This window comes from Sphingorhabdus sp. EL138, assembly GCF_945882965.1.
GTDB lineage: Bacteria > Pseudomonadota > Alphaproteobacteria > Sphingomonadales > Sphingomonadaceae > Sphingorhabdus_B.
On the sequence record NZ_CAMCWY010000011.1, the window covers coordinates 49,795 to 67,394 of the forward strand.

16 protein-coding genes and 1 tRNA gene are annotated in these 17,600 nt (G+C 54.8%); 5 read left to right on the top strand and 12 right to left on the bottom strand.

All coding sequences use genetic code 11. From position 1 onward, the window contains the following. Nucleotides 1-242: 242 nt before the first annotated feature. Nucleotides 243-1,208 carry a histidine kinase dimerization/phosphoacceptor domain -containing protein gene (locus tag Q0N43_RS06470; RefSeq protein ID WP_295444191.1) on the top strand — a complete coding sequence of 322 codons (966 nt, stop codon included), beginning with the start codon at nucleotides 243-245 and terminating at the stop codon, nucleotides 1,206-1,208. 145 nt (nucleotides 1,209-1,353) lie between these two features. Further along, nucleotides 1,354-1,812, top strand: coding sequence for a response regulator (locus Q0N43_RS06475; protein WP_295444194.1), 459 nt, complete (start codon nucleotides 1,354-1,356; stop codon nucleotides 1,810-1,812). Between the two features lie 66 nt (nucleotides 1,813-1,878). Here Q0N43_RS06475 and Q0N43_RS06480 read toward each other — a convergent pair whose 3' ends face one another. After that, nucleotides 1,879-2,154: a hypothetical protein gene (locus tag Q0N43_RS06480; protein ID WP_295444197.1), complete on the bottom strand. Its 276-nt coding sequence runs from the start codon at nucleotides 2,152-2,154 to the stop codon at nucleotides 1,879-1,881. 308 nt (nucleotides 2,155-2,462) lie between these two features. On the opposite strand from Q0N43_RS06480, the gene Q0N43_RS06485 reads away from it, so the two are divergent. Both Q0N43_RS06485 and Q0N43_RS06490 read left to right on the top strand, forming a co-directional pair. Continuing rightward, the gene (locus Q0N43_RS06485) at nucleotides 2,463-3,830 is read left to right on the top strand and encodes a hypothetical protein (protein WP_295444199.1); all 1,368 of its coding nucleotides are present in this window, start codon (nucleotides 2,463-2,465) and stop codon (nucleotides 3,828-3,830) included. Between the two features lie 386 nt (nucleotides 3,831-4,216). Further along, nucleotides 4,217-5,248, top strand: coding sequence for a rod shape-determining protein (locus Q0N43_RS06490; RefSeq protein WP_295444202.1), 1,032 nt, complete (start codon nucleotides 4,217-4,219; stop codon nucleotides 5,246-5,248). A gap of 377 nt (nucleotides 5,249-5,625) precedes the next feature. On the opposite strand, the gene Q0N43_RS06495 is transcribed toward Q0N43_RS06490, so the two are convergent. The 6 genes from Q0N43_RS06495 to Q0N43_RS06520 all read right to left on the bottom strand — a co-directional run bounded on the left by Q0N43_RS06495 (nucleotide 5,626) and on the right by Q0N43_RS06520 (nucleotide 11,309). After that, nucleotides 5,626-5,701, bottom strand: a tRNA-Lys gene (locus Q0N43_RS06495). 88 nt (nucleotides 5,702-5,789) lie between these two features. Beyond that, entirely contained in the window at nucleotides 5,790-6,902 is a 1,113-nt protein-coding gene (gene rodA, locus Q0N43_RS06500) for a rod shape-determining protein RodA (protein WP_295444205.1), read from the bottom strand. Further along, nucleotides 6,899-8,806 carry a penicillin-binding protein 2 gene (mrdA, locus tag Q0N43_RS06505; protein WP_295444209.1) on the bottom strand — a complete coding sequence of 636 codons (1,908 nt, stop codon included), beginning with the start codon at nucleotides 8,804-8,806 and terminating at the stop codon, nucleotides 6,899-6,901. Before mrdA ends, rodA begins: the two co-directional genes overlap by 4 nt. Beyond that, nucleotides 8,803-9,357, bottom strand: a complete 555-nt coding sequence (gene mreD / locus Q0N43_RS06510; RefSeq protein ID WP_295444212.1) for a rod shape-determining protein MreD — start codon at nucleotides 9,355-9,357, stop codon at nucleotides 8,803-8,805. The genes mrdA and mreD overlap by 4 nt, the downstream gene beginning before the upstream one ends. Next, the gene (mreC, locus tag Q0N43_RS06515) at nucleotides 9,354-10,256 is read right to left on the bottom strand and encodes a rod shape-determining protein MreC (protein WP_295444215.1); all 903 of its coding nucleotides are present in this window, start codon (nucleotides 10,254-10,256) and stop codon (nucleotides 9,354-9,356) included. The genes mreD and mreC overlap by 4 nt, the downstream gene beginning before the upstream one ends. A gap of 12 nt (nucleotides 10,257-10,268) precedes the next feature. After that, a complete protein-coding gene (locus Q0N43_RS06520; RefSeq protein ID WP_295444217.1) occupies nucleotides 10,269-11,309 on the bottom strand; it encodes a rod shape-determining protein in 1,041 nt (346 codons plus the stop codon). A gap of 160 nt (nucleotides 11,310-11,469) precedes the next feature. Between Q0N43_RS06520 and mutL the strand changes: the two genes are divergently transcribed. Beyond that, on the top strand, nucleotides 11,470-13,302 hold the full coding sequence (gene mutL, locus Q0N43_RS06525) for a DNA mismatch repair endonuclease MutL (RefSeq protein WP_295444220.1): 1,833 nt from the start codon (nucleotides 11,470-11,472) through the stop codon (nucleotides 13,300-13,302). 197 nt (nucleotides 13,303-13,499) lie between these two features. On the opposite strand, the gene Q0N43_RS06530 is transcribed toward mutL, so the two are convergent. The 5 genes from Q0N43_RS06530 to Q0N43_RS06550 form a co-directional block, all read right to left on the bottom strand. After that, a complete protein-coding gene (locus Q0N43_RS06530; RefSeq protein WP_295444223.1) occupies nucleotides 13,500-13,685 on the bottom strand; it encodes a hypothetical protein in 186 nt (61 codons plus the stop codon). A 482-nt stretch (nucleotides 13,686-14,167) separates the two neighbouring features. Beyond that, on the bottom strand, nucleotides 14,168-15,268 hold the full coding sequence (ychF, locus tag Q0N43_RS06535) for a redox-regulated ATPase YchF (RefSeq protein WP_295444225.1): 1,101 nt from the start codon (nucleotides 15,266-15,268) through the stop codon (nucleotides 14,168-14,170). Between the two features lie 92 nt (nucleotides 15,269-15,360). Then, the gene (pth, locus tag Q0N43_RS06540; RefSeq protein ID WP_295444229.1) at nucleotides 15,361-15,933 is read right to left on the bottom strand and encodes an aminoacyl-tRNA hydrolase; all 573 of its coding nucleotides are present in this window, start codon (nucleotides 15,931-15,933) and stop codon (nucleotides 15,361-15,363) included. Nucleotides 15,934-15,992: 59 nt separating this feature from the next. Further along, nucleotides 15,993-16,604 (bottom strand): 50S ribosomal protein L25/general stress protein Ctc, encoded by a 612-nt coding sequence (locus tag Q0N43_RS06545; protein WP_295444232.1) that lies wholly within the window; start codon nucleotides 16,602-16,604, stop codon nucleotides 15,993-15,995. Between the two features lie 109 nt (nucleotides 16,605-16,713). Next, nucleotides 16,714-17,490, bottom strand: coding sequence for a sulfite exporter TauE/SafE family protein (locus tag Q0N43_RS06550; protein ID WP_295444235.1), 777 nt, complete (start codon nucleotides 17,488-17,490; stop codon nucleotides 16,714-16,716). Nucleotides 17,491-17,600 lie beyond the last annotated feature (110 nt).

The window sequence follows — 17,600 nt, forward strand, 5'->3', positions numbered from 1 at the left end:
GCCGATCGGGAACAACTGAACGTTAGCGGGCTGCGCTCTGCGTGAGGCGTTCCGCTGCGAAAAAAACACACCTATCTTGCGCTGGCGCGTATGCTGAATTTCTTAAGGCAGGAACTTTAGTCGCAACCATGCATTAGCAATCCAAGCGAACGCCGTGGGGGGGTGTCGACCTATGCCCTTTGACGATCGTGATCTCCCGGCGCTTAGCTGTCGTTTTGTGAGGCTCCGGTTTTCGAAGGCTTATGATGTCGAGCGAAAAACATAGTCCCGAAGACATCGCGCTAAGCCTGACTTTGGCTATTGTCAGGTCATCGCCTGCGCAGTTGCTGCTGTTGGACGGTCAATGCAATATCATCGCGGCGAGCATGTCGTTCTGTTCGGTTTTCGGCGTCGACGCGGCAGATGTGACGGGGCAACCGCTCTTTGCCCTGAATGACGGCAGTTGGGATATTGCCGAACTGCGATCATATTTGACCGCAACCTTGTCTGGTGAAGGCAAGCCCGCCGCCCGAGACATCGACATGCAACAGCCGCAACAATCAATTAGGCATCTGACCGTTCAGGCGAGCCGGCTGACATATCTCGATCTTGAACAGACCCGCATCCTCGTTGCCGTATCGGATGTCACGCAAGCCCGGGCTGACGCGGCGCTGAAAGAAGAATCCGTCCGCGCAAACCATATCCTGTTGCAGGAAGTTCGTCATCGGGTAGCGAATAGTTTGCAGATCATCGCCAGCGTATTGCTGCACAATGCGCGAACGACTGCGTCGGAAGAGACGCGCGGCCATATGGAAAATGCGCATCATAGGGTTATGTCCGTGGCCGCGCTTGAACGGCTGCTGTCAACTTCCGAACATGGCGACATCAATGTGCATGCCTATTTCACCCGACTGTGTGAAAGCATCTCTGCGTCGATGCTTGGTGACGTCAATCAAATCGCGTTGATAGTAAAAGGTGGAGACGGCGTGGTCGAAGCTCGGGTGTCAGTGAGCCTAGGCTTGATCGTCACTCAGTTGGTGATCAACGCGCTCAAATACGCTTTTCCTGATGGACGGCGGGGAACCATTACAGTCGACTATAATTTTCACGGGCCGAACTGGGTTCTTTGCGTGCGCGATGACGGCGTGGGCATGCCGCTGACCGCGCCGGTCTGGGCACCAGCATCGTTGCGGCGCTGGCCGCGCAGTTGCACGCTTCGGTGGAGATAACGGCCGCGCACCCAGGCACTCAGGTTTCCATCGCACATAGCCGGATCGCCCTGGTGGAAAATGAGTCGGAACCGGTGCGCGCGCCGCCCGCAGAGGCGCATCCGGCGTCCAGCGCGATCAAAAGCTAACGAAAAGAGGAATGATCATGACAGCCGCGAAAGAGAGCAAGATGACACAAACTCTGATGATTGTCGAAGACGAGGCGCTCGTGGCGATACTCCTGCGCGACGAGTTGCAGAGGGCGGGATACAATGTCCTTGACCTGACGGATCGTCACGACGAGGCGCTGGTAGTCGCTAAGGCTGAAAAGCCGGATCTGGCGTTGGTCAACATCCGGCTCGCTGGACGTGATGATGGCATTGAACTTTCAAAGAATCTCAAGGTTCTGGGGATACCGGTTTTGCTCATTAGCGGACAGGTCAGCCGGGCAAGCTCGGCCAAAACTGTGGCGATCGGTTCGATGCCCAAGCCTTATGACGCCGAAGAGATGGTGCTCGCCGTGGCCTATCTTCTCGCGCGTCTGAAAGGGGACAAGAGTTTGCCAAGGCCTGAGCAACTCGAAGTGTTTGACGGCGACGGTTTCGAACTCGACCCGGCGGCATAAAGCAGCGGGTACCTGACCGGCCCGCAGTGTGTGGTCCGGTTTGATTGTTAGTGCATGATCACCTCCTTAGCCGGTGCTGGCCGTAAAATGTGACTGTTGAACTATCTCCGATCCACCGGAACTGCGATAGATACCAACCTCCGGGCCCGCCACATAACCCTTTGCCTCGGCCATGGCCTGCCAAGCGGCATTCACGTTTCGCGGGGCATTGATGACGCCCGTGAAATCACTTAGCGCTATGCGATAGCGCACAGCCAACAGCGTGACCAAATCTTGTTCTATGGCGATTTGGACTTCAAGCGCGGTCAGCCTGTTCTGGTTGGCTTGAACAGAATTCAACATGCATCGTCGGTAATGCAATTGAGCTTAAAAGCATCTCGAATGTGCGATTTACCTGCAGTCCATTCTGACCGGACCAACGAAAGCACCAAAATTATCATTGCGGAATTTACCTAAATTTACAATTGTTAACTTTACCTACAAATAGATTTTTGTGACCTAGAAGGCTCGGGTGGAATGCGGTTCGGTTGTCAGTTGTAGAGCGGTCTTTGGCCTGTTGGTTTTCACGAACCCGGGGGCGCTGAAAAACTCTCCGCCTTTTCGTTCTTTGCGACACTCTTCTGTATGCAAATGTTTTGTAGGATATCTTGATGGCCACCATATTAAGCCTTTTCTCGCGTCGCGGCTCGGGAAACCTCCCTTCTGATTCAGAAACTAATTCTTCGGTAGAAGGTGGCAAGTTCAAGTTTCCAGACGAAGCTTCGGTGCACGCGCAAGATCTGGAGGCGTTCGGAAGCCTTGGTGAAAGCAAGCAATCCATTGAGTATGCCATTAGCACTGTTCATCAAGGACTGGTTGGCATGCAGGCCCTTGTCGAGCAGGTTGCCGTCCTAAGGGCTGATTTGACCAAGATCTTCGAGGAACATCGCAAACTCGCTTTGGCAAATTCAGCCATTCGGCAAGAACGCGACCAGACCCAAAAGCAACTTATTGAAAAGTCAGAGAAGTACAAAGCCACGCACGCAGCGCTTGTGCCGCTACAGTTAGAAGTCGAAGACTTGCGGCGCAATTATGAGCTCACGCGTACAGCTCTCGAAGCCCTAGAGCATCGGCACCATTTGTTCAGTGTGGCTAAGCGCGAGACTGAGGATCAACTTGATCGCTATGTAAGCCAATTAGCTGTGGCAAATGAGGAGGTAGACAACCTTCGGCTCGAAGCCACTTCTCTTCAAGAGACGGTTGAAAATTACACACTGAAAATTGCGGATCTGACTGCTAAATGCAACGATTCAAACAGCCAGCTAATGTTTCTTACTAATCAGTGTGAGGCGTTAGACAACACCCTACAGAAAAAATCAGATGAAATAATTGCTGCTAACGAGAAATACGATCTCATTTATCAAGAGAAACAATCTGCCGTTCTCTACAGTCAACAAAAAGAGCAAGAAGCCATACATGCTCGGAACGAAATGACTCGCTTGTTTGAGGAAGGCCAGCAAGATAAAAAAGTTCGGGATACGGTCATCAACAAACTTAAATCGGAGCTTGATAATGCCCGAGCTAAACTAAGGATGCTTGATGAAGTTAATTCTGAAGTTACTGGAGAAAATGAAAGGCTCGGACTGGCGATACGTCGCTTGGACGATTTGGTAAAACAGTCAAATGCTAAAAATGGCCGACTGGAGACCAATGTTGAGCGACTGAATGCGAAGTTAGACACGACAATTGAGGCCAAGGTCCAGACTGAACAGTCGCGGGCAACAATCACCGAGCGACTGGAGGCCATGACGCAATTGTTAGAGGAGCGAGAGGCTGTTATAAAAGAGCGGGACGAGCAAGTCGCGCGACTAGTTAATCAATCTGAGCAGGAGCGCGACAGTTCGCAGGACGCGATCGAGAGCTTGGGCCTTAAAGTCTTCGAACTTGAGAAGGAACTCACAGCTCAGCGCAACCAAACGGCTTTCTATGTCAGCCAGTTAGAGGCAGCGCAGCGTAACACAACCGTTCGCAAAGCATAACCTACTAACGGAATGTTTCTGTTGATCAAGTACAACTGCGCGAAGCTCAGTTGCCTTTCAGCGCTGCGCAGTCTCTTTGCAAAGAAATCCACAACGTCACCCCTTCAAAGTTTGATAGGGTCGGATGTTGTGATCTCAGGCCGCTTGAAGTCGGCTGGTGATGTCTATCTGCTCGGTAGGATAAAAGGTAAAGTCGAGTGTTGTCGTCTATTTATGTCCGACGAAGCAAGCGTGTTCGAAATTGCATCAACGACAGACATTATCCTTTTTGAAAAAAATACTTAGCAGATGCAGGACGCTTTTCTAATGTTGAACGATACTTGTTCTTCCATTGTTTTTGCCAGTTATCGATTTCGTGCACGCGGGTTGAAAGGAAGTAAAGCCTAATGCTCGACAGGATCCTAAAGTTTGCATCATTCGATCTCGCAATTGACTTAGGCACCGCAAACACCATCGTGCATGTACCAAACCGCGGTATAGTGCTGGATGAACCGTCTGTCGTTGCGATTGAAACGATCAATGGTGTCAGGCGGGTCAAGGCTGTTGGCGACGAAGCCAAACTTATGGTGGGTCGAACACCTGCATGTATTGAAGTGATCCGGCCGCTGAAAGACGGGGTAATTGCCGACATTGAAGTTGCAGAGGTAATGATCAAGCACTTCATTGGGAAGGTGTTCGGTCGACGACATTTTCGAAGGGCTCCCGAGGTTGTAATATGCGTACCTTCAGGCGCTACTTCCGTCGAAAGCCGAGCTATTAGGGATGCGGCTTCCAATGCGGGGGCAAGGGCAGTGCACTTGATCTTTGAACCCATGGCAGCTGCCATTGGTGCCGGCCTGCCAATCGCAGAACCAATTGGTTCGATGGTAGTCGATGTGGGTGGCGGCACGACCGAAATCGCCGTAATTTCTCTGAGCGGCCTCGCCTACACAGCGTCTGTTCGCGTTGGCGGAGACAAGATGGACGATGCAATCGTGTCCTACGTTCGCCGAAAACACAATCTGCTAATCGGCGACACAACCGCGGAGCGGATAAAAAAGGAAGCTGGCGTGGCGCGTCGTCCAGTAGAGGAACATGGCAAGACGTTAAACATTAGGGGGCGTGATCTCGTCAACGGCGTACCTGACGAAATCACGATCAACCAAATGCAGATTGCAGAAGCATTGTCGGAACCGGTCGGCGCTATTCTTGAAGGCGTTAGAATTGCTTTTGAGAATACGGCCCCTGAACTCGCGGCTGACATCTTAGACGAAGGTATTGTCCTCACAGGGGGAGGAGCTCTTTTAAGTGGCTTAGATGCCGCGATCAGCGAGGCAACTGGATTGTCGGTAATGGTGGCCGACGACCCCTTAACTTGCGTTGCTAGAGGCACTTTACTTGCTCTGGAAAAGGAACAGTTTCGCATATTTACCCATTAGTGGTTCTGGTCGAGGTAAGAGTGAGTCTACGGCTAATGGTCGCAACTAGGCCGTTCGTGAATTGAACCCGATCCTCCGTTATAACAAACCGCCTGCTACAATGTCGAAGTGAGCCGCTCTTGCCACAATCGCTACAGGCGTCGTGCATAAAACCCGGCTAACCGAACGCGCAGAATGATATGTAAGAAGGAAGTGTGCGTCCCATAAGCCAGAATAAGCGGGGGCACCCCGTTGAGGTCTCATTGTCTAGGTTCTGGAAGGAGTAGGGGGGTAAGTCTGCTGCACACCCAGCGACCAATAACAGAATTTTGTCCGCCAAAAGTCCGACCTAGTTTTCTATTTCCCCGAAGGGGATGTAGCTAAGTTATTGAAATAAGTGGTAGACGCTGAGGGGTTCGAACCCACGACCCGCTGATTAAGAGTCAGCTGCTCTACCAACTGAGCTAAGCGTCCCCATTTCGGGATGGCCAGATGCGCAGTCCCGTTTGGAGCGCCGCCTTTGATGGGTTTAGCTGGCCTTGTCAAGCGCGCCTTACCGGATTTATTGGAATTGGCCGCGCTTTGCGCCGGGGTGGCGTTCGATCGACATGATAATCCCAACACACAGCATCATCGTCAGCATCGATGATCCGCCGTGGCTGACAAATGGCAAAGGAATGCCGGCAACTGGGGCAAGGCCCACAACCATCAATAGGTTGATCATGATGTAAAAGAATATGGTGCAGGTCAGGCCAGCGGCGACCAATTGGCCATAGCGGGTCTTGCTTTGCATCGCGACGGTCAAGCCCCAGCGCATGAGCAGGAAATAGAGAAACAGAATGAAGAAACCACCGACAATGCCCCATTCTTCGGCCATGGTGGCAAAGACGAAGTCGGTATGGCCTTCGGGTAGATAAGCCAAATGGCTTTGCGTGCCATTGCCAAAGCCTTTGCCAAAGATGCCGCCCGAGCCAATGGCGATTTTCGACTGGGTGATATGATAGCCAGCGCCCAGTGGATCATTTTCTGGACTGAGAAAAATGAGCACACGGTCTTGCTGATAGGGTTTGAGACCAAAGAAATAGACCAAGGGCGCAAGAACAGCGACGCCCGCACCAGCGCCCCAAAAATAGATGAGCGGCAAACCGGCCATAAAGCCCACGACGCCCAAGCCAAAGGCATACGCAATAGCAGCGTCGAAATCAGGCTGGATAATCACCAGCGCGCTTGGCAGCAATAACAATGCGCCAAGCGGCCAAACGGCATCAATGCCAAATATGCGGCTTGGCGGAAGCCGGTCGAAAAACCACGCGGCGGCAAGAACCATCACTGGTTTCATCAGCTCCGACGGTTGCAGCGTGATGATGCCAAGGTTGATCCAGCGCTGGCTACCTCCGCCTACAAACCCCATGAGTTCGACTACCACAAGCATCAGTAGCAAAAGCAGATATAGCGGGAGGGTGATAGATTTCCAAAATTCCAGCTTCATCTGCGACATGATGATGACCATGCCAAGAAGGATCACAAAGCGCATGACATGCTTGCCCGCCCATGGGCTAAAATTGCCGCCCGCTGCGGAATATAGCACCGTAGCGCCAAAGCCCACCAACGCCATCAGGATGAAAATGACGCGCCAGGGCAACGCGGCAATGGGGGCGGGGACGATGCCGTTCATGCCAACGGATCCAGTGGTGGAGGTGGCGCTGGCTGATTTTGGAAAAAGGCATATTTGGCAGCCATGCGTTGTTCGATATTGCCGCCCCAGCCAGCCTCCAACGCCTCCAGCGACGCCATCGCCTGTGCACGGTCATAGATGAAGGTCAGCACATCCTTGGCAATGGGGGCCGCTGCGCGCGCGCCGCCCATGCCATGTTCGATCACGACCGCTGCGCCGTACCGCGGCTGATCAACCGGGGCAAAGCACACAAACAGGCCATGATCGCGATATTTCCATGCGCCCGACTGACCGCGCTGCGACCCTGCTATGCGGCGGACCTGCGCTGTCCCGGTTTTTCCCGCCATGGTGATGTTTTCGAATGGCAGTCTGCTGCGCACGGCGGTCCCTGCGCCGTTGACGACCAAATTCATGCCTTCACGCACGACATCAAGATGGGCCTTGGGAAAGGACAAAGGCTTGGCCACCGCGCGTTTCCGCATCAGTATCTCCGGCTGTATGTTCAAGCCAGAGGCTATGCGCGCCGTCATCAGACCCAGTTGGAACGGGCTGGCGATGATAAACCCCTGACCAATGACGGCATTGAGCGTGTCGGACTCAGTCCATTTCTGGTCATGTTTGCGCATTTTCCATGCGCTATCGGGAACAGTGCCATAACGTTGCGAAGGGAAGGGCAAAGGAAATTCCTGCCCCAGCCCAAGCTCGCGTGCGACGGGTGCGATATTGTCATAACCAATCCGCCGCCCTATGGCATAGAAATAGGTGTTGCAGCTTTTCATGATCGCGGTGGTCATGTTGACTGGGCCATGCCGCCCAAGGCATTTGAAGACGCGATTACCCAGCCGGTAACCGCCATTGCACATGACCATTTCTTCAGGGTCAATGCCCTGGCGCAGCATGGCAAGGCCCGCCACTGGTTTCAACGTCGAACCCGGAGGATACAGCCCCTGAAGCGCTTTGTTTAGCATGGGGAGATGGTCATCACTATTCAGCATCTTCCATTCGACGCGGCCGATGCCGTCGGAAAAGCTGTTGGGGTCGTAACAGGGCATTGATGCCATGGTGATGATGTCGCCCGTCAGGCAATCGAAAACGACCACTGACCCAGATTCAAGGCCAAGTCGTCGCGCGGCGTAATTGTGCAGGTCAATATCAATGGTCAGTTGGACGGGCTTGCCGGGCGTATCGGGCCGTGTGGTCAGATCACGTACGATTTTACCGCGCGCGGTTACTTCGGTCCGCTTCGCGCCGGGTTCGCCCTGTAGCCTGTCCTCAAGCGTTTTTTCGAGGCCATCCTTGCCGACTTTAAACCCCGGCGTAATCAGCAGCGGTTTTTTGTTCTTCTGATATTCCTCCGCAGACACCATGCCGACATAGCCGATCAGATGCCCGACCGCTGCGCCGCTGGGGTAGAAGCGCGAATAGCCTTGGCGTGGGCTGACGCCGGGAAGGTCTGGTAAGCGCACGCTGACCGCTGCGAACCGGTCATAATCCAGGCCGTCGGCGACCTGCACAGGTTGAAACCCTTGTGCATTTTTCAACTCGCGATGAATGCGGTCGACATCGTCCGTTGAAAGCGCCAGCAATTCGGCCAGCGTTTGAACTGTCTCTTCTTTTTTTGTCAGCCGGTCAGGAATGATATCAACGCGAAAGTCGGCGCGGTTGGTTGCAATAGCCTTTCCGAAACGGTCAATGAACCAGCCCCGGCGCGGCGGAATGATGGTTAGGTTGACACGATTACTTTCCGCGAGCAGCTTGTATTTTTCATTATCCGCTACCGCGATATAGGACATACGCGCGGCAACGGTCAGGCCAATTGCGGCCTGCACGCCGCTGACAAATGCGGCGCGGCGTGTGAAGGTGAAGTCAAGCTGTCCAGATGTTATCTGTTTTTCGATTTTCATGTTGCCAATCGCCAGCTATCGAGACGCGCACATATTCGCACGACGAGCGGATATAGCAATATGGACAAGATAATCTGCGGGAATAAAACCATCGGCTCAGATGCGGCGTGGCTGATACCTGCAATCCACCAACCGCCGAGCAGCACAGCCGTAATGAGCAATGCGGCAATCAAACAGTCCTGCTGATAATCGCGCCATTTGGCCCGATAATCGATAATTTCGATTATAAGCATCGCGAGGGACCAGAGCAGGCCAGCGCTACCAAAAGGTTGGCCGCTGAAAAGATCATCCAACAATCCGAATGGAACGCCAGACCACACTGGCAATAACCCCGGCCGCATGAGACGCCAGCTTAAAAACATCAATAGCCCGAATGGCGGCAAAAGCGGTCCGGAGCTAAAAATGGGCAGGGTGGTGACCATCGAGGCCAAAATCACTGAGGCAATTGGAATCGCCAACATTCTGAGCAACGACTGTTCGCGGTCAAAACGACTTTCATATTCCCGTCCTGCCCGTGTCGGCAATCGAATGGCGCTGACCGGAATTTTCACTCCACGACCTCATTGGGTTTGCCATCCGGGGCGATAGCTTGCTGTTCGGCTCTCGCCGCACCCAGATACGGTTTCATCACAACGACATATGGCGTGTTGGCTGGATCGGCAAAGGGCATGCCAAGCGCACCGTCACTGGTCTTGCGAATGACCCGCGCAAATGGGATATTCGCGCCATACAGCCCGCCATTACCAGAGGTGACAATGATGTCGCCGACGTTGAAAGGGCTATCGCCTAGGTTCAGCGGCTTGATCAGGACGAGCCCGTTGCCAAGGCCCGCCGAAAATGCCGGCAGACCATCGCTGGCCCGCATGACCGGAACCAGGTTTTCGCTATCCGTTACCAACAGCACGCGCGCGGTCGTTGGCCCTGTTTCTATGATGCGGCCGATAAGTCCATCTGGACCTTGCACAGCTTGTGCGCGTTCAACCCCGAAGTTACGTCCAATGGATAAGGTGGCGACCCGCCTTGTGCTTGAGGCGGTGGAACTGATCAGGCGACCAACGGCCACTTGCTGCGGATCGTCATCAGATATGTCGAGCAAACCGCGCAGCCGAGCATTTTCCACACGCAGGGCCCGTGCCGCGATTAATGCGCTGCGGTTCGCTTTCAGTTCTTTTTCGAGCGCAACATTTTTCGATGCTGCATTGATATAGGCTGAAAAATTACGCGTCAGGGCTTGCATGGATTGCCGTGCTTGACTGACCACGCGCGCGGCCGGGGCGGTTATTTCAGAACCAAAGGTTCGCAACGCAGAAAATCCAGCCGGATCGACTGCCGAAATCATCAGAAGCAGTGCAGCCACTATCGTCCCTACAATCGCAACCACATAGGTCACGAACAGGCTATATTGCGCCCTCCGGGAAAAGCCGGGACGCCGATGTAGCGGCGGCGCCATCCTAACCTCGCCCTAGGCGGTGAGCAGGACGCCGCGGAAGATCGGGTCTTCCATGGCCCTGCCAGTGCCAATGGCAACGCAGGTCAGCGGGTCTTCCGCAACGGTGACGGGTAGGCCGGTTTCATCGCGCAGAAATTCTGCAAGACCCGCCATCAACGCGCCGCCACCAGTCAGAACGATACCTTGCTCGACGATATCGGCCGCAAGTTCGGGCGCGGTGTTTTCAAGCGCAACGCGCACACCTTCGAGGATGGTACCAATAGGTTCGGACAACGCTTCGGCAATCTGGCCCTGATTGATCGAAATTTCCTTTGGCACGCCGTTGACAAGGTCCCGGCCTTTGATGTGCAAGGTCTGGCCAATGCCGTCGGCTGGCGCACGGGCAATGCCGAAATCCTTCTTGATCCGCTCCGCCGTGGCTTCCCCGATCAGCAGGTTATGATGTCGCCGGACATAGGACACAATCGCCTCATCCATCTTATCACCACCGGTACGTACCGAAGTTGTGTAAGCAAGGCCACGTAAGGACAGGATAGCAACTTCAGTCGTGCCGCCGCCAATATCGACGACCATTGAACCAATGGGTTCGGTTACGGGCATGTCTGCACCAATCGCGGCCGCCATTGGCTCTTCGATCAGGAACACTTCCGATGCGCCCGCGTTCGATGCGGCATCGCGAATCGCGCGCCGTTCTACTGAGGTTGATCCCGACGGAACGCAGATAACGATTTCGGGGTAGCTAAACATGCGGCGCTTGCCGTGCACTTTGTGGATGAAGTGCTTGATCATCTGTTCTGCAACATCAATGTCGGCAATCACGCCATCGCGTAAGGGGCGTATGGCCTCAATGCTGTCGGGCGTCTTGCCCATCATCAGCTTTGCGTCATCGCCAACCGCCTTTACGCGCTTGATACCATTCAGGGTTTCAATCGCCACAACAGATGGTTCGTTCAAGACAATACCCTGGCCGCGCACATAGACAACCGTGTTAGCGGTGCCAAGATCAATAGCCATGTCCTGTGATGCGAAACGGAAAAACTTGCCAAATACCATGTAATATCCACCCAATCTGGTTTGGTGACAGTCCTTTGGAGCGCGCCCAAATAATCACGCGGTCCTAGCGGAGTTTGCTGTTTTACAAAACAGATATTTGGCTGGATTGCTAACGATTAAGGAGTCGCCTGAACGCTGCGCTTGGGCTAGGAACCTGCGGATGTCAATAAGAAGGCTCCCCGAAAATCTGGTCAACAGGATTGCCGCCGGTGAAGTGGTGGAAAGACCAGCCAGCGCGTTGAAGGAACTGGTGGAAAACGCTATCGATTCGGGTGCGCGCAATATATCGGTGCGCTTAGGCGCAGGCGGCATTGATCTGGTGGAAGTCACCGACGATGGGTGCGGCATGTCGCCATGGGACATGGCATTGGCGCTCGAACGGCATGCGACGTCGAAATTGCCCGATGAAGATATTGAAATGGTCTCGACGCTGGGTTTCCGGGGGGAGGCTTTGCCCTCAATTGCCAGCGTGTCCAAAATGACAATGGAAAGCCGACCCGCAGGTGCCGAAGGCTGGACACGGACGGTGGATCATGGCGTGGTGGCGGGTGAGGGGCCAGCCGCCTTGCCGCAGGGCACACGCGTGCGCGTTGAAAACCTGTTCGGCAATGTGCCCGCGCGCCGCAAGTTCCTGCGCAGTGCGCGCGCCGAGTATGCAGCCGCGCTCGACACCATGAAACGTCTTGCGATGGCGCGGCCCGACATTGGCTTTGTGGTCGAACATGACGGGCGGCGTGTGTTGGCGGTGCAGCCGACATCCATGCGGCCCGAACGCGTGGCGGCACTGACCAGCGGCGAACTTATCGACAACAGCGTGGCGCTCGATTTTGAGCGCGAGGGCGTCCGCCTTGGCGGCGTGGCCAGCCTGCCGACATACAATCGCGGTGTTGCCGACCATCAATTTCTCTTCGTTAATGGCCGTCCGGTGAAGGACCGGCTACTCATCGGCGCGGTGCGCGGCGCTTATGCCGAAATGCTGGCGCGGGACAGGCACGCGGTGGTGGCGCTGTTTCTGGACCTGCCGCCGACTCAAGTTGACGTAAATGTCCACCCCGCCAAGACTGAAGTGCGCTTTCGCGACCCAGCGCTTATTCGCGGAATGATCGTCTCGGGCCTGCGCCATGCGCTGGATCAATCCGGCTTTCGCAGCGTGCAAAGGCCAAGCGCCGATGCGCTTGCGGCATGGCAGCAGGAACCGATGCAGACCGCGCAAGGCGATATATTTGCGCGGCCTGCCTCTGCCGGACCTAACGCCTACCAAGGAAATTATGGGCAACGTCCCGCATATCCGTCAGTCTATGAAAACCGCAGCAGCTTTGCCGACATGGGCGTAATCCCCGGCGAAGACCTCGCGCCCTTATGGGGCAGGGCCGCCGAAGCGCATGAACCCGTCCCCGACCGCGCGCGCAACCCACTCGGCGTTGCACGTGGACAAGTCGCCAACACCTATATCGTGGCCGAGGCCGAAGACGGCCTTGTCATCGTTGACCAACATGCCGCGCATGAACGATTGGTGCTTGAACGCATGCGCAAGGTGATGGCGGCAGCGGGCGGTGCAGTGCCGTCGCAAGCCTTGTTGTTGCCCATAGTGGTGGAATTGGAAGAACCCGCTTGTGACCGGCTTGAGGCGCGGGCAGACGAGCTTTCCGCCTTCGGGCTGGATATCGAACGCTTTGGACCCGGCGCGATGCTTGTGCGTGCCACGCCAGCCGTGCTCGGCGATGGCGATGCCAAGCGGTTGTTGGAGGACCTGGCCGACGACCTCGCCGCTTATGACGACGCGCTATCGCTTAAGGAACGGATCGACCATGTCGCCGCAACGATGGCCTGCCACGGCTCCGTCCGCGCCGGCCGCGTGCTGTCGGTCACCGAAATGAACGCACTCTTGCGCGAAATGGAAGTCACCCCGCATAGCGGGCAGTGTAACCATGGACGGCCGACTTGGGTGAAGCTGGCGCTTGGCGATGTGGAGAAGCTTTTTGGGCGGAAGTAGCGCGGACGTCCGTTATCATTATCACTGTCACTGAAAATTTGGGACATTGCCCTGTTCTAAACGTCGCGGCAGACCCAGATTACCGCGACATCAAAATCAGGTCGTCTGCATAATTACTCCGGTTTGGAGGTAAGCGTTAAACGGCTGCGGGCAATTGGCGACGGAGCATTAGGTTTAGTCGGGATAGCGACCAAGGGCTAGACCAAGGATCCGCCTGCGGGGACGATGGCGCTGGCGTTGTCATAATAAACAATCGTTCCGCCGCCCGGGTTGGTAGGGTCACTTGGACGTGTGTTGTTCGGTCCGACGACATCACCATCTGCGTCAAATATATAATATTGCCAAATGCTGGCTGAGTTTGGGCCTGAAGCAGACTCATCCAAATATTATTCTCCAGCAGGGTAGGTGTGACCCGATGTAACGCTGACAACTGGATTGGCATATTGCGCGTAAAATGCAGAAACCGATAATGTTCCGTTGGAGCCACTGGGCGCTGGCGCAGAGGTGTAACCAAAAGCCGCGGCTGGACCCGGGTTTGCTACTGCAGCGTCCAGAACTTGCTACACGCTACTGTCACCGGACAGGTCAACAACATTATTATATAAAATTCCAACAACGCGTAGTTTGATAGGCATAATATGTCTCCTTGTTGGCGTTTCGAAAATTCGAACGACAACGCCAAATAGGAGCACGATAAAATGAAACTTGGGAAGCAAAAAAGCTGTGAAATTAATCGGTTATGGAGGTATTTATACCATGAAGATTGAGTTGAGTGAAGCTCGCGTTGGGGGGTGTGGAGAGGTTGTTTGGGCGGGAAATGCGGGAGGAAGTAAGATGCTGGAGCCGATGGGCAAGCGCACTCACCTCAAACATTAAATCGAAACAGCATAATATCCCCGTCTTTGACGAGATATTCCTTGCCTTCTGACCGCCATTTGCCGGCTTCTTTCGCGCCAGCTTCGCCATTATGTTGGACATAATCTTCATAGGCCATGGTTTCGGCGCGGATGAAGCCTTTTTCGAAATCGCTGTGGATCGCGCCTGCCGCATTTGGCCCCGTTGCGCCCTTGGTCAAGGTCCAGGCCCGCGCTTCTTTGGGGCCGACGGTGAAGAAGGTGATCAAGTGGAGCAATTCATAGCCAGCGCGGATGACGCGGGCGAGGCCGGTTTCAGTAAGGCCCAAATCTTCGAGGAAAACTTCGCGGTCTTCGGTCGGCATTGTCGAGATTTCGGCCTCAATCGCGGCGGAGACGACCACGGCCTCTGCACCTTCTGCCTCTGCCTTTTCAAAGACGCGGGCGGACAGAGCATTGCCATTGGCCGCGCTCGCCTCTTCGACGTTGCACACGTAGAGCACGGGTTTCGCGGTCAAAAGCTGCGCCATTTGGAAATGGCGTTCCTCTTCGACATCGTCGCGCTTGGTGAGGCGCGCTGGCTTGCCATCGCGCAATAGGTCAAGCGCGCGGCTAAGCACAAGCGCACTGATTTTGGCTTCCTTGTCGCCCTGCGTCCCTTTTTTGACTAGGTTGGGGACACGCTTTTCAAGGCTTTCAAGGTCGGACAACATCAATTCGGTCTCGACGGTCTCCGCATCGGAAATCGGGTCGATCTTATTGTCGACATGTTGAATGTCGTCATCTTCGAAACAGCGTAAGACGTGGACAATCGCGTCCACTTCTCGGATGTTACCGAGAAACTGGTTGCCAAGGCCTTCGCCCTGTGACGCGCCGCGCACAAGGCCAGCGATATCAACAAAGCCCAATTGCGTTTCGATTATCTTCTGACTGCCACCGATCTTCGCGATGGTTTGCAAGCGTGGGTCGGGTACGGCGACATTGCCGATATTGGGTTCAATCGTGCAGAATGGATAGTTCGCCGCCTGCGCCGCCGCCGTTTGCGTCAACGCATTGAACAGGGTGGACTTGCCCACATTGGGAAGGCCCACAATACCGCATTTGAAACCCATAAAGTCCTCGTCAATAAAACAATGTAGCGGCCCTAGGCGACGTTCGGCAGCAAGTCCATCCAATGCGATGACACAATGGGCGTTAGACGGCCTTAATCCTGCTGCAACCGCATCGCGACATCATTCATAAAACGCACGTCATCGCCCTTGGCCAGCCAATCGGCTTCGGCTGAGACTGCGCCCAGCAAATCTGCCAGATCGTCAATCTCGCTTTTGTGGAAATTGCCAAGGACATAGCCGGTGACGCGGTCTTTGTTGCCAGGATGGCCAATGCCCAAACGGACACGGCGGAAATCTGCGCCGATATGGTCGGTGATGGAACGGATGCCATTATGGCCCGCCGCGCCGCCGCCAAATTTAACCTTCACCTTAAATGGCGCAAGGTCGAGTTCGTCGTAAAAGACAGTCACGTCCTTAGGTTCAAGCTTATAGAAATCCATCGCCGCGCGCACGCTGCGGCCGCTTTCGTTCATGAACGTTGCCGGTTTTAAGAGGATGATTTTGTCGGAGCCAATGCGAAGCTCCTGCACCCAGCCTAAGAATTTCTTGGCAGGCAAGGGGAGTTCGTGAATTTCGGCCAGCGCATCAAGCGCCATGAAGCCGATATTGTGCCGATGCATCGCATAGGTGGCGCCTGGATTACCGAGACCTGCCCATAATTGCATCGCGCTTGTCCCTTGGGGGAATATCCGGGGCGAGCCGAAACCAAGCCCCGGAGATAGATTTAAGCTTCGCCTTCGCCGGTCGCGTCACCGTCGGTCGACTTAAGCGCCGATGGTGCAACGATGGTCGCAATGGTGAAGTCGCGATCGGTGATCTTGCTTTCCGAACCCTTGGGCAGCTTTACATTGCTGATGTGGATCGAATCGCCAATGTCAAAGCCGGAGACATCGATTTGGATGTCGTCAGGGATCATGTCATTGTCGCAGATGAGTTCAAGTTCATGCCGCACGATATTCAAAACACCACCACGCTTCAGTCCGGGCGATGCGCCTTCGTTGACGAATACAACGGGAACTTCAACATCGACCTTTGCGCCCTTAACGATGCGCAGGAAGTCAACATGCAACGGACGATCGCTGACAGGATGAAATGCAACATCCTTTGGAATCGTAATCTGTTTTTTGCCACCAAGTTCGATCTCGACAACGCTGTTGGAAAAATGGCCAGTCATCAAAAGTTTGATAAGCGCCTTTTCCTCAACGTGGATAAGTTCGGGTTCTTGTTTGTTGCCGTAAATTACGGCGGGCACTCGGTTTTGACGACGCAATTCGCGGGAGGCTCCCTTGCCTGCCCCATTGCGCGTCTCTGCCGACAATGTCAGCTGATCGCTCATGTTTATTCTCCAAAAAAGTTACTTTGCCGACACGCCTCCAGGGATGACCATGCACGGCAAGCGCGCGCCTATATGCAGGTTGCGTGCGAAAAGCAAGCTTACAGCGGAATCAGCTGAGCGCTTTGTAGAGGCTGAACAAGCTCGTCGCGATAAGGACGATGCTGACCGCGAACAGCAAAAGGCGCGGTTGAATGCGTTTGGCGACCAAGGCACCGAAGGGCGCGGCGAGCAATCCGCCGATCAACAGGCCACCAGTAACGACGGTAAAGGCTTCCAACCCGATGGTCAGAATGAAGGTGAGCGACACGGCAACGGTCAGAAAAAATTCCGCCGTGTTGACCGTGCCGATGGTTTTGCGCGGGTCTGCGCCTTGGATCAGCAGGTTGGACGTGACCACTGGTCCCCAGCCGCCGCCGCCAGAGGCATCGAGAAAGCCGCCGATCAGGCCAAGTGGCATGGTGACCTTGGGATCACGCGGCTTATGTGTATGCGTAAAGTTCCAAGCCTTATACAAAAGATAGAAGCCGATGAGCGTCAAATATCCCATAACGAACGGCCGCGCCGCTTCGGTGTGGAGGCTGGCCAGCAAATATGCGCCGGTACAGCCGCCGATGACGCCGGGAATCGCAATGCGGGCAAACAGCTTCCAATCGACGTTCTTGTGCAACACATGGCTAATGCCAGACGCGCCGGTTGTGAACATCTCGACAAAATGGACGCCAGCCGATGCGCGGGCGGGGGCGACGCCCATAACGCTGACCAATAAAGTACTGCAAATCACGCCAAAAGCCATGCCAAGCGCGCCATCGACCAATTGCGCCGCAAAGCCGACGGCGATGTAAGGCGCAACCGACGACCAGTCGATATTGGCAATATAGTCAATCATCCAAGTCTCGCCCTTTGCGATGGAACGCCGCGTGCATAATCGGGAGTCACTTCTTTAGCCACCGCTTTGTATCTCAGTAATTTGTTTGGGCCACTCAAGAATGTGTTTAG

Bases quoted from the DNA above. Each gene is read 5' to 3' on its own strand.
- Q0N43_RS06470 (WP_295444191.1), top strand. From the start codon at position 243: ATGATGTCGAGCGAAAAACATAGTCCCGAAGACATCGCGCTAAGCCTG.
- Q0N43_RS06475 (WP_295444194.1), top strand. From the start codon at position 1,354: ATGACAGCCGCGAAAGAGAGCAAGATGACACAAACTCTGATGATTGTC.
- Q0N43_RS06480 (WP_295444197.1), bottom strand. From the start codon at position 2,154: ATGTTGAATTCTGTTCAAGCCAACCAGAACAGGCTGACCGCGCTTGAA.
- Q0N43_RS06485 (WP_295444199.1), top strand. From the start codon at position 2,463: ATGGCCACCATATTAAGCCTTTTCTCGCGTCGCGGCTCGGGAAACCTC.
- Q0N43_RS06490 (WP_295444202.1), top strand. From the start codon at position 4,217: ATGCTCGACAGGATCCTAAAGTTTGCATCATTCGATCTCGCAATTGAC.
- rodA (WP_295444205.1), bottom strand. From the start codon at position 6,902: ATGAACGGCATCGTCCCCGCCCCCATTGCCGCGTTGCCCTGGCGCGTC.
- mrdA (WP_295444209.1), bottom strand. From the start codon at position 8,806: ATGAAAATCGAAAAACAGATAACATCTGGACAGCTTGACTTCACCTTC.
- mreC (WP_295444215.1), bottom strand. From the start codon at position 10,256: ATGGCGCCGCCGCTACATCGGCGTCCCGGCTTTTCCCGGAGGGCGCAA.
- Q0N43_RS06520 (WP_295444217.1), bottom strand. From the start codon at position 11,309: ATGGTATTTGGCAAGTTTTTCCGTTTCGCATCACAGGACATGGCTATT.
- mutL (WP_295444220.1), top strand. From the start codon at position 11,470: ATGTCAATAAGAAGGCTCCCCGAAAATCTGGTCAACAGGATTGCCGCC.
- ychF (WP_295444225.1), bottom strand. From the start codon at position 15,268: ATGGGTTTCAAATGCGGTATTGTGGGCCTTCCCAATGTGGGCAAGTCC.
- pth (WP_295444229.1), bottom strand. From the start codon at position 15,933: ATGCAATTATGGGCAGGTCTCGGTAATCCAGGCGCCACCTATGCGATG.
- Q0N43_RS06545 (WP_295444232.1), bottom strand. From the start codon at position 16,604: ATGAGCGATCAGCTGACATTGTCGGCAGAGACGCGCAATGGGGCAGGC.
- Q0N43_RS06550 (WP_295444235.1), bottom strand. From the start codon at position 17,490: ATGATTGACTATATTGCCAATATCGACTGGTCGTCGGTTGCGCCTTAC.